16 protein-coding genes are annotated in these 13,933 nt (G+C 66.2%); 9 read left to right on the top strand and 7 right to left on the bottom strand.

Annotated features, from left to right (window positions below; translation table 11 throughout):
• The first annotated feature begins 48 nt into the window (after positions 1-48).
• A complete protein-coding gene (locus NA12_RS05235) occupies positions 49-1,947 on the top strand; it encodes a LuxR C-terminal-related transcriptional regulator (RefSeq protein WP_067446613.1) in 1,899 nt (632 codons plus the stop codon).
• A 77-nt stretch (positions 1,948-2,024) separates the two neighbouring features.
• On the opposite strand, the gene NA12_RS32980 is transcribed toward NA12_RS05235, so the two are convergent.
• The 3 genes from NA12_RS32980 to NA12_RS05225 form a co-directional block, all read right to left on the bottom strand.
• Positions 2,025-2,195, bottom strand: coding sequence for a hypothetical protein (locus tag NA12_RS32980; RefSeq protein WP_243654918.1), 171 nt, complete (start codon positions 2,193-2,195; stop codon positions 2,025-2,027).
• Positions 2,196-2,528: 333 nt separating this feature from the next.
• The gene (locus NA12_RS05230) at positions 2,529-3,728 is read right to left on the bottom strand and encodes an acyl-CoA dehydrogenase family protein (protein ID WP_243654917.1); all 1,200 of its coding nucleotides are present in this window, start codon (positions 3,726-3,728) and stop codon (positions 2,529-2,531) included.
• Between the two features lie 260 nt (positions 3,729-3,988).
• Positions 3,989-5,272, bottom strand: coding sequence for an MFS transporter (locus tag NA12_RS05225; protein WP_067446609.1), 1,284 nt, complete (start codon positions 5,270-5,272; stop codon positions 3,989-3,991).
• Between the two features lie 112 nt (positions 5,273-5,384).
• On the opposite strand from NA12_RS05225, the gene NA12_RS05220 reads away from it, so the two are divergent.
• Positions 5,385-5,837: a winged helix-turn-helix transcriptional regulator gene (locus NA12_RS05220; RefSeq protein WP_084472460.1), complete on the top strand. Its 453-nt coding sequence runs from the start codon at positions 5,385-5,387 to the stop codon at positions 5,835-5,837.
• A gap of 47 nt (positions 5,838-5,884) precedes the next feature.
• Positions 5,885-6,391, top strand: coding sequence for a hypothetical protein (locus NA12_RS05215; protein ID WP_132369871.1), 507 nt, complete (start codon positions 5,885-5,887; stop codon positions 6,389-6,391).
• 136 nt (positions 6,392-6,527) lie between these two features.
• Here the strand turns inward: NA12_RS05215 and NA12_RS05210 are convergent, their stop codons facing one another.
• Both NA12_RS05210 and pyrE read right to left on the bottom strand, forming a co-directional pair.
• Positions 6,528-7,967 (bottom strand): FAD-dependent monooxygenase, encoded by a 1,440-nt coding sequence (locus NA12_RS05210; RefSeq protein WP_067447506.1) that lies wholly within the window; start codon positions 7,965-7,967, stop codon positions 6,528-6,530.
• Between the two features lie 329 nt (positions 7,968-8,296).
• Positions 8,297-8,845 carry an orotate phosphoribosyltransferase gene (pyrE, locus tag NA12_RS05205; protein WP_243654916.1) on the bottom strand — a complete coding sequence of 183 codons (549 nt, stop codon included), beginning with the start codon at positions 8,843-8,845 and terminating at the stop codon, positions 8,297-8,299.
• 677 nt (positions 8,846-9,522) lie between these two features.
• On the opposite strand from pyrE, the gene NA12_RS34555 reads away from it, so the two are divergent.
• The 5 genes from NA12_RS34555 to NA12_RS05180 all read left to right on the top strand — a co-directional run bounded on the left by NA12_RS34555 (position 9,523) and on the right by NA12_RS05180 (position 12,086).
• Complete coding sequence (locus NA12_RS34555; RefSeq protein ID WP_243654915.1) at positions 9,523-10,314, top strand: lipase family protein; 792 nt, start codon at positions 9,523-9,525, stop codon at positions 10,312-10,314.
• A gap of 113 nt (positions 10,315-10,427) precedes the next feature.
• A complete protein-coding gene (locus NA12_RS05195; RefSeq protein WP_243654914.1) occupies positions 10,428-10,778 on the top strand; it encodes an HNH endonuclease in 351 nt (116 codons plus the stop codon).
• A 14-nt stretch (positions 10,779-10,792) separates the two neighbouring features.
• Positions 10,793-11,221 (top strand): alternative ribosome rescue aminoacyl-tRNA hydrolase ArfB, encoded by a 429-nt coding sequence (gene arfB / locus NA12_RS05190; RefSeq protein ID WP_067446600.1) that lies wholly within the window; start codon positions 10,793-10,795, stop codon positions 11,219-11,221.
• Positions 11,222-11,226: 5 nt separating this feature from the next.
• Positions 11,227-11,661 (top strand): DUF6086 family protein, encoded by a 435-nt coding sequence (locus NA12_RS05185; RefSeq protein ID WP_067446598.1) that lies wholly within the window; start codon positions 11,227-11,229, stop codon positions 11,659-11,661.
• Positions 11,662-11,744: 83 nt separating this feature from the next.
• The gene (locus NA12_RS05180; protein ID WP_067446596.1) at positions 11,745-12,086 is read left to right on the top strand and encodes a MazG nucleotide pyrophosphohydrolase domain-containing protein; all 342 of its coding nucleotides are present in this window, start codon (positions 11,745-11,747) and stop codon (positions 12,084-12,086) included.
• A gap of 6 nt (positions 12,087-12,092) precedes the next feature.
• Here the strand turns inward: NA12_RS05180 and NA12_RS05175 are convergent, their stop codons facing one another.
• The gene (locus tag NA12_RS05175; protein WP_067446593.1) at positions 12,093-12,506 is read right to left on the bottom strand and encodes a winged helix-turn-helix transcriptional regulator; all 414 of its coding nucleotides are present in this window, start codon (positions 12,504-12,506) and stop codon (positions 12,093-12,095) included.
• 97 nt (positions 12,507-12,603) lie between these two features.
• Between NA12_RS05175 and NA12_RS05170 the strand changes: the two genes are divergently transcribed.
• The gene (locus NA12_RS05170; RefSeq protein WP_067446590.1) at positions 12,604-13,476 is read left to right on the top strand and encodes an alpha/beta fold hydrolase; all 873 of its coding nucleotides are present in this window, start codon (positions 12,604-12,606) and stop codon (positions 13,474-13,476) included.
• Here NA12_RS05170 and NA12_RS05165 read toward each other — a convergent pair.
• The gene (locus NA12_RS05165; RefSeq protein ID WP_207905599.1) at positions 13,433-13,870 is read right to left on the bottom strand and encodes a hypothetical protein; all 438 of its coding nucleotides are present in this window, start codon (positions 13,868-13,870) and stop codon (positions 13,433-13,435) included. The two genes, NA12_RS05170 and NA12_RS05165, sit on opposite strands and share 44 nt — an antisense overlap.
• Positions 13,871-13,933 lie beyond the last annotated feature (63 nt).

Below are 13,933 nucleotides of genomic sequence, written 5' to 3'. Positions count from 1 at the left end.
AGTAGAGAATCGCTATTGGTATGCCAGGCGATAGCCATTCTGGATGATTTGGCGACCCCTGAGCTCATCAATCAGGTGGTCGACGAAGATGATCACATCGTCGCGCGCGTCATCGGCCGACTACGCGATTCGGGGTTGCTCTCCGGGCTCAGGTTCCCCGACCCCGGACTGCGCCGCAGCGTGCTGGATCGGATCTCCCCCGACGTCAACGCGTGGCTGCATCACCGGATCGCTGAGGTGCTGCACCGTCAGGGCGCGGCGCCGAGCAGCGTCGCGCAGTTTCTCGTCAAGGCCGGATACGCGCGCTTCCCCGGCGCGGTGGCGGTGTTGCGTGCTGCCGCCGACTCCGCGCTGCTGCACAACCAGACGGGGTCGGCGGTCAAGTTCTTGGAGCTCGCGTATCGCGCCAGCGTCCATGTCGAGGATCGGACCGCCATCGCGGCGATGCTGGTGTCAGTGGAATGGCGCAGCAATCCCTCGGTCGCCACGCGGAACTTCGGCCGACTGCGGGCCGCTGCCCGCAACGAACGACTGGCGCCCGGGTACCTGGTGAATCTGGTCATCCACCTGCTGTGGCAGGGTAACGAGGAGGACGCGCACGAGGTCCTGCTGACGCTGTGCGTACAGACCCACGATCCCGATCGGACCATCGAGTTCCTCTGGTCCTGGCTCGAATTCACGCATCCGCGGGCAATTCCCGGCAACGTCGGCGAACGCTCCATCGTTGATCGGACCGACCCGGCGACCTTGCCCTACGAGTACGCCGTCGATGTTCTGCACGGGATGATGTCGGGTGCCGATCACAAGAGTTCGGTGTTCGCCGCGCAGTCGATCCTGAACCACCACCGGCTCGGCGCGGCCACGATCGACGCGCTGGTCGTGGCGGTGGAGGGCTTGATTCATTTCGGCAATCTCCATGACGCCGCCGCGTGGTGCGATACCTTGCTCGCCGAGGCGGTAGCTCGGCGAGCACCCACCTGGCAGGCGCTGTTCGCCGCGTTGCGCGCGGAGATCTCACTGCGGCAGGGGGATATGCCGGACACGGTGAAGTATGGCCTCGACGCGCTGAATCTCGTGCCGGCGAAAGGACTCGGAACCAGAATCGGACGCCCCCTCGCCTGCCTCATCCGAGGGTTGACCGCGACGATGCAGTACGACGAGGCGCGCAGGCAACTCGACCGGCCGGTGCCGGAGGCGATGTTCCGATCTCGATACGGGCTGCTGTATCTGCACGCGCGCGGTCACTACCACCTCGCGGTCGGCGATCCTGATCGCGCGCTGCTCGATTTCGAGCGATGCGGAGCGCTGATGCGGGAGTGGGGCCTCGACCTACCCCACCTGGTCCCCTGGCGCAACGATCTCGCCGAGACCTACTTGGCGATGGGGCGGCCCGAAGCCGCGGGCGACTACACGAACGAACATCTGCGGCACCTGGAGCGCACCGCGAAACTGCATCGCACGAGGGGGGTCTCACTGCGTTTGCTGGCTTTGACCACCACGGGGGAGAACCGGGTGCGGATCTTGCGATCGGCCGCCGCCATCGCCCGCGACAACGACGACAAATACGAACTCGCGCGAGCTCTGGGCGAACTCGGTGGCGCCTACGACACCCTCGGGCAACCTCGGCGCGCACAATCGCTGCGCCGTACCGCGACCCGTTTGATCAAGGAGGCTACCGCGGGTGCGACCCGTGCGCCGGAGCCGACGGACGTCGCGATCGACGACGATGTCCGCGCGAGCGCGGACCAGCTCAGTACCGCCGAGCGCCGCGTCGCGGAACTGGCGGCGGCCGGGATGCGCAACAAGGACGTAGCGGTGGAACTCGGGATCACGAGCAGCACCGTCGAGCAGCACCTGACGCAGGTCTACCGGAAGTTGCGCGTCAAACGGCGCACCGAACTGCGGTTCCTGGTTCAGCCGCCGGATCCGGATCGTCGCGGCGAATAGTCGGCCGACTGCCTGGGCTGGTTCGCCGGTGCGATGTCGAGCGGCCGATCGGCGGCGCGGAACTCACCGGCCTTCGATCACGGGTGTAGCCACAGCGCCTCGCAGGGCATGCGCCGATTCGGCAGGAAGCCGTCGGCGACTTCGACGGCGACGATCGAGGGATGCGGGTGGGATAGCCTGTCGTGCAGGAAATTTCGTACGGCGGTGCGGCAACCGCAGAAGTCCACCACCAGGTCGGCACTGGTCACTCGCAGGTGAGTATCGGGTTCTTCGGGGCGCGGTGATCGAGGCAGCGGCATCGGTGGCTCTCACTTGCTCGGGCTGTACTGACGACAGTCAGGTCGGCGGAGGGTCGGTCTCGGCGGCCGACGATGCCGAGCCTCCCCGCTCTGTCTGAATATTGCTGAAATGATCCATGACTTATTCCGTTTCCATCGCCGTGTCGGTTCGGCATATGCGGTGATGTAGCACTTGGAGTGCGATAATTCTGGATGAACTCAGTCTAGAATAGACATTAACTTAGCGGCTATAGGGAGGGTTCGGAAATTTGACCGGATTCCCCGTGTGACATACGCCGACCCTCACGACGCCCGCTCATCGGCCATTCGTAGCGCTCGACGTGCGATCGCCCAGCGTTGAGTCTCCAACGGCCCGTCGTCGATGCGGAACAAGCGAACCTCGCGATACAGCCACGACAGCGGCGCGTCCTCCGAATATCCTGGCGCACTGCAGATCTGCAGCGACCGGTCGACTACTCGCCCCACCGCCTCGGCCACGAAGGTCTTCGCGATCGAGGTCGCCTGCGCCGACGGCTCGCCGGCGTCGAGTAGCAGGCAGGCCCGCTCCACCAATCCCCGTGACGCCGCGATGTCGATCTCGTTGTCGGCGATCAACTGCTGGACCATGCCGAGATCGCCCAGTCTGCGCCCGGCGGAGGACTGGCTCGCGGCCCGCGTCACCGCGATGTCCGCGGCGCGCCGCGCCGATCCGAGCCAGCGCATGCAGTTGGTCAGCCTGGTGTTCCACAGTCTGGTCTGGGCGTAGTCGAAGCCCCGATCCACCTCGCCCAGGACCATGTCGTCGCTCACCTCGAGATTCTCGAAGATCAACTCCGACTCCCGCGCGAACACTGTCGCCCGGTGCGTTTCCCGGTCGGGTCGAATCCGTAGACCGGGTGAGTCCGCGTCGACGAGGAACATCGTCGCACCACTGCGGGAATCCGGCTCGCCACTCGTGCGCGCCACCACGATGGCGAACGCGGAACCGTCGGCCCCGGTGACAAACCATTTGCGGCCGTTGATCACCCAACCGCCGCTGGTCCTTTCGGCCGTCGTGTTCAGGACGGAGGGGTCGAACCCCTCGCCGGGTACCGGCTCGGTCATCGCGAAGCACGAGCGGATTCGGCCCGCGGCCAGCGGGCGCAGGTATCGACGCTGTTGATCCGGCGAGGCCAGACGCTCCATCAGGTGCATATTGCCTTCGTCGGGCGCCGCGCAGTTCTGCGCGACAGGGCCGAACAGTGAGTATCCGGAGGCCTCGAAGATGGGCGCGCGGTCATGCATGTTCAGTCCGAGACCGCCGAACGCGGCTCCCACCTGTGGGGCGAAGACCCCGGCCGTCCGCGCCGCGGTCTGCAACGCGCGCCGCACGTCATCGGGCAGATCGTGCGCGTTTCCGCCGTGTTGTTCCTCGACCGGCAAGATCAGTTGCCGCACCAGGTACTCGGTCTTCTTGGTCAGGCCGACGACCGTTGCCGTGCTGTCGGGAGTCATCTCAGCCATTCGGTGATCGTGGCGTCCGCGCCCGAGCAGGCGGGGTGTCGCGGGACCTGGAAGGTGGCGCTTCGGCCACTATCGACGATGGCTGTGGACATCATGGCCCTCCTCGGCGTACGCCGACCCTTCGACGTACCTGTTATAAGTTAACAGAGATTCTGTCTTGTGATGGTTCGATCATCCGTAGCGAGCAGGCGATTCATGCAAAATATGTGTTGTATGTTACTGGTTGTTGTGCGCAATGAATGACCTGATCCGCCTAGGGCTCACCGGGGGCGGGCGCCGACCGCGCCGAGTACGGCGGCGGTGAGGCAGGCGAATGCGGCGGCGATCCAGAGGGGTGTGTAGGAGCCGTTGAGGTCGCGGATCAGGCCGCCGGTGAGGGCCATCGCGCCCGCGCCGAGTTGGTGGAAGACGCTGATCCAGCCGAACGTGAGGGCGCTGTCGACGCCGAAGTAGCGTCGGCACAGGGTCAGTGTCGGCGGCACGGTCGCGACATCGAGAACGCCGAACACCACGGCGAAGGCGACGAGATCGGGAGACCGTCCGCTGGTGAACAGGATCGGGAGCAGGGCCAGGGACACGCCGCGGCCGAGGAAGAACACGGCGAGGAGCAGTCGCGGATCGATGCGGTCGGAGAGCCAGCCCGCGGAGACGGTGCCGAGAATATTGGCGACACCGATGATCGCCAGCAGGCCCGACGCGGCCGTGGCGGCCATGCCGTGATCGTGCGCGGCGGGGGTGAAGTGGCTCCACATCAGACCGTTCGTGGTCGCCCCGCACAGGGCGAACATCGAGGCCAGCACCCAGAATCTTCTGTCGCGCACAGCGCGGAGCAGAGCGGTGGTCGTGCGGGCGAACGCGTTCACCTGGCGATCGGTGACGGCTTGTTCGGTATCGACATCCGCGCCGTAGCGGACGATGCCGATGGTGGCCGGGCTCTCGCGCAGCCAGAGCAGCACGCCGAACAGGGCCGCCGCCGCCAAGGCTCCGCACGTGAGCACGGGCGCTCGCCAGTCGGCTCGTCCGAGCAGCACCGACAGCAGCGGCAGCATCGCGAACTGACCGAATACGCTCGCCGCGGTGAGTAATCCGGTGGCAAGGCCGATCCTGCGGTAGAACCACCGATTCGCGACGGTCGCGGCGAACACCGTGGTGATCGACCCGGTCCCGACCCCGATGGCGAAGCCGAACCACAGCACGAACCAGAAGACCGACGGGGTGCAGATCGCGGTGAGCACCGAACTCGCGATCAGCGCTGTCAGTGCGTACGCCGTCACCCGGCGGATGCCATAACGGTCCATCATGGCCGCGGCGAACGGCCCCACCGCCCCGTAGAGCACCATGTTCACCGCCACCGCGGCGCCGATTCCGGTGCGACTCCACCCTTTCGTCTCGACCAGCGGTTCGGTGATCAGCCCCGCGATGGTGGCGAAACTGCCCGCCGCGGCGAGCGCGAGGGCCGCCGCGGCCACGATCGTCCACGCGGGATGGAAACGAGGCGCTCGGCTGATCGCGCGCTGGTCGATATCGACTGCGGAAATACCCACCGGAATCCTTCGCGTTACTCGACGTCCTTACTCTCGTTTCTATCAACCAGCGACCGAAATCGGCAGTATGCACAATCTCGTCCATATGGCTGAGATGGATACCATCGAGGTCATGGCCACTACGGATGAAGTTCGAGCGCCGATCCTGCGAGCGATCCGGAGCTGCCCCGTCGAAGTGAGCATCGCCGTACTCGGCGGCGCCTGGAAGATGACCATCGTCAAGTACCTCCTCGACGAGCGACTGCGCTACGGCGAACTACGCCGCAAAGTCGGCGAGGTAACCCCGCGCGTACTCACCCGTCAACTCCGCGAGCTGGAACAAGACGGCATCGTCCACCGACACGCCTACGCCGAAGTTCCACCACGCGTGGAATATTCGCTCACCGCGACCGGGCGGGAGCTGCGAGGTTTCGTCTCCGAGCTGAACCGCTGGGGTGCGGAATACGTCGAAGGTCTGCGCGCCACGTCGGCCGTCGACCAGGAGGTCGTCACAGGTGGTGGGCCTGACAGGCTGACGCTGGGGCCGGGTCGTGAGGCAGAATATGGACGTGCGCGGAATAAATAAGACGAAGTTCGGGACGGGTGTCGCGGCGCCTGCCTGCGGTTAGTTCGATGTCGGACCAGGAATCAGGGCAGGGATCCGGGCGGGGACCCGGCGACAGGCGATTCGAGGCGGTGGAACGGCTGCGTCGGAAGTTGGCGGAGACCAGGGCCGCCGAGACGGCTCAGCGCCCGGGCGGGGACGGGCCGTCGAACGTCGTGCGCCTGCCGAGACAGCCGCGGCGACACCCTGGGGAGATCGGTGCGGCCTCGCGCTGGTCCCCGGTTCCCGACGGCGCCTACGACCCGGCGGCGACCCGGCCGGTGACGCGGGCGGAATTGGAGCGCGAATCAGGATCGTTGCCGATCGATGAGGCGGCGCAGGCCGGGACGGAGCCGGGCGGCAACGCCGAACACCAGGCGAGTCTGCTCGACTTCGACGCGTCGCGCCGCAGACGCGTCGGCGGGGAAGGCCGCCCCGGCGGCGGTCGGCGGATGGCGAGGCCACGCAGGATCGGCCCGGCGTCGGGCGATGGTGGTAACGCCGGTTCGTCGCATCCGGACGAACCCGGCCGCTGAGCCCCGATCATCCCGGCCCCGACACCATGGAGGGCCGTGAAGCGGCCGCGCCATGCGGTGTGGCCGGAGGGCGCCGTGCGAGGTCGTCCCCTGCCTGGAGTATCGGATGGCTCGGTGGTGTGGATGCGCGCGGACGTCATCGAGGCGCGTCCGTGGGCTCGCCGAACCAGCGGGTGAGGTGACTGTTCAGGTCTTGCTGGTGCTCACCGATCCAGGCGACGTGGCCGTCGGGGCGCAGGAGCAGCGCTGGAACATCCAGTGCCGCACCAGGATCGGTGATGATGTCGACCCGGTCGGACCATCCGTCGACGCTCAGGCGTCGGGTGCGGTCCACCACCACGCCGCGACCGTGACGCAAGCGGTCGTAGAGGCGCCCCGATTCCAGGTCGAGATCGGGCAGGCGGCGGCCGAGAAGGTCGGGGCCGGGGCCGAAGTCGTAACGGATGGCGGTCGCGATGATCTTCTCGATCAGGTGGCGGTTCACCGCGTCGAAGTCCATCAGTTCGGTGAGTAGCCTGCGCACGGCCTGTGGCCCCGGTTCGGTCGACGCGAGTTCGACCTGGGCGCGAGTGTTGTCCAGCACGTCCGCGGCGACCGGATGACGCTCGCAGTGGTAGGTGTCCAGCAGCGTTTCCGGCGCCCAGCCGTGGATCCGCCCGGCCAGTTTCCAGCCGAGGTTGACGGCATCCTGAACACCCAGATTCAGCCCCTGACCACCGGCGGGCGGGTGAATGTGCGCCGCATCGCCCGCCAGGAGCACCCGACCGACCCGATAGCGCTCGACCAACCGGGTGGCATCGCCGAAGCGAGACAGCCAGCGGGGGGAGTGCACACCGAAATCGGTTCCGGCGATCGCGCGCAGCTGCTGTCGGAAATCCTCGAGCGTCGGCGGTTGCGTGCGGTCCTCGCGGACTGCCGCGCCGGGAACGACGACGGCGTAGACACCCTCGCCGAAGGGCCTGAGACTGAATGCCGGAGTGGTCGCGCGGACCTTCGTCACCGTGGCGGCGATCTCTTCCCGCGACGCGCCCACTGCCATCTCGCCCATCAACGTCTCGGTCCGCGCCGGTTCACCGGGGAAGCCGACACCGAGCCGTGTGCGTACCGTACTGCGCGCGCCGTCACAGCCGACGAGATACCGCGACCGGAGCCGCTCCCCATCGGCCAGCTCGACGGTCACCCCCTCGTCGTCCTGCTCGAAACCGGCCACCGCGCAACCACTCTGGACCTGCGCACCCAGCTCGATCGCGTGTTCTTCGAGCAGTCGATTGATGAAGGGCTGCGGTATTCCCAGCTGATAGGCGTACGCGGAATCCAGCCCCACCGGCGCGGGTTTGGCGATGGCGGCGAAAACCCCGTCGACCGGACGCTGTCGTCCGTGCGCCAGCAATCGATCCAGCAGTCCGCGCATCGCCATCAGTTCGAGGCTGCGCACATGCAGACTGACGATCCGGACGCGCGAGGAGACCTGCTCCGGCTCCTTCTCCACCACCAGCACTCGCACATCATGCAACCGCAATTCGGCGGCCAGCATCGCCCCGGTCGGCCCACAGCCCGCAATGATCACATCGAACATGAACCACCCATTCGCCGAATTCTCGCCTACCGGGCACCACATACGAATCACGCCGATTTCCGCAGGTCCTGGCCTCGGCCGCCAATTGTGCGGTACCGCCTACACTCGCCGCAAGCGATATATGCCGAGAATGAGGGCAGGCGCGATCGAGCTCCGACGGTGGGAAGGACGACTCTCGCCTCGACGACGGCGGGCAAGAGCAGCGGGCACGCAGACGGGCTACTTTCACACGGCGGCCGACAGCGCGAGCCTGCGGCTGATCGCACTGTCACGACCATCAGTCGAGGTGTCGTTCGCCGGATCTGTCCAATCCGGTGATCTCCGTGCGCCTACTGATGCACGGTGTCGAGAAGTCGCTTGGTCAGGACGGGGCGCATGGTGACGCCTACCGACGGAAGCTGGTTCAGGTCCGGATTCGAGCGGTCGATCGCGCAGATGACGGTGTCGACGATGGCCCCCCGCGATCGCAACTGCTCGGCAGCGGCGACCACCGCTCCACCGGTGGTGATGACATCCTCGACCAACACGACGCGACGGCCTCGTGCATCGCCACCTTCGGCAAGCTGTTGCGTGCCATAGTCTTTCGCTGCCTTTCGGATGAACAACGAGGGCAGTCCGGTCAACTGGCTCAGCATCGTCACAAGCGGGATGCCACCGAGTTCGAGGCCGCCGAGCAGCTCGGTGTCTTCCGGGATCAGCGCGACCATCCGTTCGGTGATCCGACGCAGGAGCTGAGGATCGGCCTCGAACAAGTACTTGTCGAAGTACTCATCGGCGACAATTCCCGATCGCAACTGGAAGGACCCACGCAGCCGACAACGCTGGTCGATGTCACGGGCTAGTTCGATAAGGACCGGGTCGTTGCGATCGTCCAGCACGACATCATGTTCGCAGACTGCCCGCGACACGTGCGCACAGCCTCGCAACGGCCACCCTTCGCGCTGCTTCGATCATCCGATGACGAAGCCGTCGGCGAGGTCGGCGCAGGTAAGCGGCGGTACCCGCATGTTCGCGGTGCGAGTCCGTCGGCTGCCCGATCACTGATTCGGGCGGCGGGTCCTGTCGAATGCGTTACGCTCGCCAGCAAAACTAGAACAGGTTCTCAGGGGTGGGGTGTTCGATGCGGGCGGTGGAGATCGCGACAGTGCGGGCGACGGCGATCGGTGCGGTTTGCGCGCTGGTAGCGGCGTGTGCTGGGTGGGCTGCGGCAGTGCCACTGCCGGAACAGGATTCGTTCTACGCAGAGCCCGGAAGTCTCTTCGGTACGGCCGATGGGACCGTGCTCGCGTCCCGGGTGATCGAGGCGGAGTCGTTCGGGCAGCCCCTGCCCGCTGCCGCGTGGCAGGTGAAGTACAAGACAATCGACAATCATGGGGCGCCCCGTGCCTACATCGCGACAGTCCTTGTGCCGCACCAGGAATGGACTGGCGATGGGCCGCGTCCGCTGCTATCGTACCAGGTTGCCGAAGACGGTGTCGGCTCGAAATGCGCACCATCGTACGCGCTGCGTGGGGGGATCGAAGGAGGTCCGAGCGGCGCGTACGCGGAGACCGGGATGATTCGGTTCGCACTGCAACAGGGTTGGGCGCTGGTCGTACCGGACTATCAGGGGCCGGACTCCGACCTGTTCGGTGCCGACGGCTACGTCCACGGCGTGCTCGACGGTATTCGCGCCGCCAGAGCGTTCGCGCCCGCGGCCGTCGACCCCGCCGCGCCGATCGGCATGTGGGGATACTCCGGCGGGGCACAGGCCACCGCCATCGCCGCGCAAGCACACAGCACCTACGCCCCGGAACTGCCATTGAGCGGTGTCGTCCTGGGCGGGGTCGTCGCTGACCTGGAAGCCACCATGGCCGGCTTCAGCGGTGGGATCGCCGGTGGTGCGGTCGTAGTCGGTCTGGTCGGCTTGGACCGGTCCTATCCCGACGCCGATGTGGCGCAGTATCTCAATGAAACCGGCCGCGCGATGCTGGCCGCGAGCCGCGCCGATTGTGTGCCCAACGCCGCCTTCGCGTATCCGTTCCTCGACGCGGCCGCGCTGGAAGCGTGGCCCGGGTCGATCACGAACAACCCCGAATTGAGCCAGGTGGTGCGCAGAGCCAGCCCCCTGTTCCGCCCCGGTGTACCCGGCGTGCCGGTCCTGCTCCATCACGCTGTCGCCGACGAGTTCGCTCCGATCGACTCGGCACGGGCGCTGGCCGGGAAGTATTGCGCCGCCGGTAATCCGGTGCAGTTGGTGGAGAACCCGATCGGCGAACACGGCACCGAGGCGATGCTGGGAATGCCGACGGCCCTGACCTATCTGGCCGACCGATTCGCCGCCGCGCCCGCGGCGAACACCTGCTGAGCGGCACCAGGCCTCGACCGCCCGGGGACGCCGGCCCGTATCTACCGCGCGGACCCATGAACGTGCGCCCGGCCTGCGCCCTGCCGATCATCGCGACGCGTATTCTGACCCCCGTGCCTACTGGCGGTAGCAAACAGGTTCGCGCCGCACGCAAGCGCAGGAAGCGGATGGCGGCGGTCGCCCACGACCTCACCGACGCTCAGTGGGACGCGCTCAAGATGTCCTGGGGCGGGTGCGCGTACTGCCGATCTCCCGCCACCTCGTTGCAGAAGGACTGCGTACAGGCCCTCTCCCGTGGCGGCCGCTACACGCTCGGCAACGTCGTGCCCGCGTGTGCGTCGTGCAATGCCAGCAAAAGTAATGCGGAGGTAACCGGCTGGCTGCGACGCAAGAAGCTCGACGAACGCTCATTCCTCGTGCGCCAGTACGAGATCGCGACCGAACTCGTCGCCAGGTTCGGATAGAGCGGGGTCGGATCATGGCGGAGGACCTGACCGTGACTCGGGAGCTGGTGATACCCGGGTCCGAGCTGCACGAGCGTTTCTCGCGTTCCTCCGGTCCGGGCGGGCAGCATGTCAACACCACCGACAGCCGGGTAGAGCTGTCGTTCGACCTCGCCAACTCACCCTCGCTGCCGGAGTGGCTACGCACCCGCATGCTCGACCGCCTGGCCACCCGCCTGGTCAACGGCGTGCTCACGATCGCCGCCTCGGAGCAACGCGCACAACTACAGAACCGCGCGGCGGCCCGCGACCGCCTTGCCGCGCTCCTCCGCGCCGCCGCTGCCGCCCCGCCACCCGTTCGCCGCGCCACCAAACCCTCGCGCGGAGCGAAGGAACGCCGTATCGCCGCGAAGAAGCGGCGCGGCGTCACCAAACGCAACCGTCGCGCTTCCCCCGAGGACTAGCTCGGATGAGCCAGTACTACGAGCTGAACGGGATCACGCTGTGGAATCCCTCGAACGGCGCTTCACGGCTGTTCTCGAGCCACGTGCGTTTCTTCGAGGGGGAACTAGGTATTTCCTCCGGGATCGGCCGGATGGAATCGGACGTGTGCGAGGTCGATCCTGTTGTGCTGGAGATGTTCTTGTCGACCGTTCTAGCCTGGCGTCGCCGTACCGGTCACGCAGTTGTGCAGGCGCTGTCGGACGGGTTTCTCGCCACACTGTTGGTTATCGCGCGGCGGGCCGGCATCACAATGTCTCTGTCTGCAGTGGTCGACCACGGAGCGGCCGGGATGCAGGATGCGCAGGCCGGCCCGAATCCATTGCCCGGTCACGGCGGCGAGTTCGAGTGGATAGCCACCATTCGCGAGCACGCCCGTCAACTCGACAGGTTCATGCCCTAGTCGATCGCAACCCCCGGGTACCTGCGGCATGAGCCGCTATCCGGCACTCGTCGTCGGACACAAGATCTTGGTAGACCTGACTTGTGGACATTCGAGATCTTCAAGCACGTGCGATCGAAGTGCACGACCTCTACGACGACTTGAACCTCGTCGAACGAGGAAGTACATGGACTCGACAAGACTTCATGCTCGGTTTCGTGGGCGATGTCGGAGATCTCGCGAAACTCGTGATGGCAGCGGAGGGTACGCGATCCATGCCAGGTGGTCGTGAAGCACTCGAGCATGAACTCGCTGATTGCCTCTGGTCCGTTCTGATCTTGGCCCACCGGTACGAGGTGGATCTCGAAGCCGCCTTCTCCAAAACGATGGATGAACTGAAAGCGATCATCGCTGCGCGGCTGGTCGAGCGCTCTACCCAGCGGTGACTCGAGCTATTCGGCGGTTGGGCCGGCTTGTGCGTCGCCGGCGGCAACGGCACGGTTGATTTCGGCCATATGATCCTCGGCCCAGGTGCGCAGTGCCGCCAATGGGACCTCCAGGGATAAGCCTAGCTCGGTGAGCCGGTAGTGCACCCGTGGTGGCACCGTCGGTTCCACTCGCCGGGCGACGAGACCGTCCCGGGTCAGGTTGTGCAGGGTCACCGACAGCATTTTCTGGGATACACCAGGCATTCGTCGGCGCAGCTCGGCGAAGCGTACTTCATCCGGGTCGGCCTGTGCGAGGACCTTGACCGCCATCGATGTCCATTTTGTGCCGATGCGGTCCAGCAATTGTCGGGTAGGGCATTGGGAATTGAACAGATCGCCGCGACCCGCTGCCTTCGCGTGCGCTGATCGAGTAGTCACCTGGACCTCACCACCTGTAGTCAACGTGCCGTCTTGGCAGCCTAACTGAGGTTACCTACTGTTCCCTGGTAACTATTGGTTACTACTCGGAGGTCTCATGTCCCACCCGCGGCCACTCCATTGCGCGCCTGTCGAGCTGCGGCAGATCGAGACCAACGGCATTTGCGCCAATGTCGCCGTCGCCGGCTCCGGCCCCGCGGTCGTTCTGCTGCACGGCTTTCCGCACACCTGGCGATTGTGGAGCGAGATCATCGGCCCGCTGTCCGCGCGGTACCGGGTGATAGCCCCGGACCTACGCGGGTTCGGAGCCACCAGCCGTGCGTCGGACGGCTATGACGCAGGCACGCTGGCCGCCGATATCGCGGGAATCCTCGATGCCCTAGGCGAACCCACCGCGGCCGTGGTAGCGATCGATGCAGGCACTCCGGTCGCGGTCCTGCTCGCCCTTCGGTATCCAGACCTGGTACGGCGGTTGGTGGTGATGGAAGCACTGGTGGGCACGCTGCCCGGCGCCGAGGACTTTCTCGTCGCGGGCCCACCGTGGTGGTTCGGATTCCATTCCGTCCCCGGTCTCGCCGAAACGGTCCTGCTCGGACACGAAGCGCGCTACATAGCGTGGTTTCTCGCCACCGGCACCCGTGGCCGCGGCGTGCGAGAAGATATCCACGATGCGTTCATCGACGCCTACACCGGAGCCGATGCCCTTCGCTGCGCTTTCTCCTACTACCGCGCACTGCCGACCAGCGCCCACCAGATCGATCAGGCCGTGGCAACCCACCGGCTCACCACCCCCACCTTGGCGATCGGCGCCCACCCGGTCGGGAACGCACTGGAACGGCAACTACGCCCCATCGCCGATGACCTCACCGGACATGTCATTCCGGATTGCGGTCACATCATCCCGTTGGACCGGCCGCAGGAACTGCTCAGCCTCGTGATGCCCTTCCTCGCCGGCGAGCAGACCGCCTGACAGGCTGTTCGGTCTGGCCGAGCGAAATCAACCCGTGCGGTCCGCGCTCGGCGCTGTCACCGATGTCCGGGGACTGCGCTGCGTGTATCGCGGCTGCGACGGACGCGGCATGGAGGTCGACCACCACGTCTTCGCCGTCGCGGCGGCCACGTTCGGAGACTGCCAACCCGATCAGGGCCAACTCCGCAGCGCGGTCTCGTAGGGCGAATTGGTCGGGGGTTTCCTCCCCGACCTCACCGGTCTCGTCGCGATTCCAGGCAGCCACGGCTGCCTCGGCCAACTCGAGAGGCAAGCGAACGGAGACCGGCTCAACCCGAGTGGCGATCCATTCTCCGATAGCGGCAAGCACTTTCGAATCGTCGAGGTACCTGGCGTTCGGCTCGTTCGCGGTCATGAGTGGGAGCGTAGGCAGCTGATCCGCAGCGTGTCCAAACATATCCGCCACCACCTCGGGCGG

Source organism: Nocardia alba NBRC 108234 (assembly GCF_001612665.1).
In the GTDB taxonomy this organism is placed as follows: domain Bacteria; phylum Actinomycetota; class Actinomycetes; order Mycobacteriales; family Mycobacteriaceae; genus Nocardia; species Nocardia alba.
This window is presented reverse-complemented; position numbering and strand designations above follow the sequence as displayed.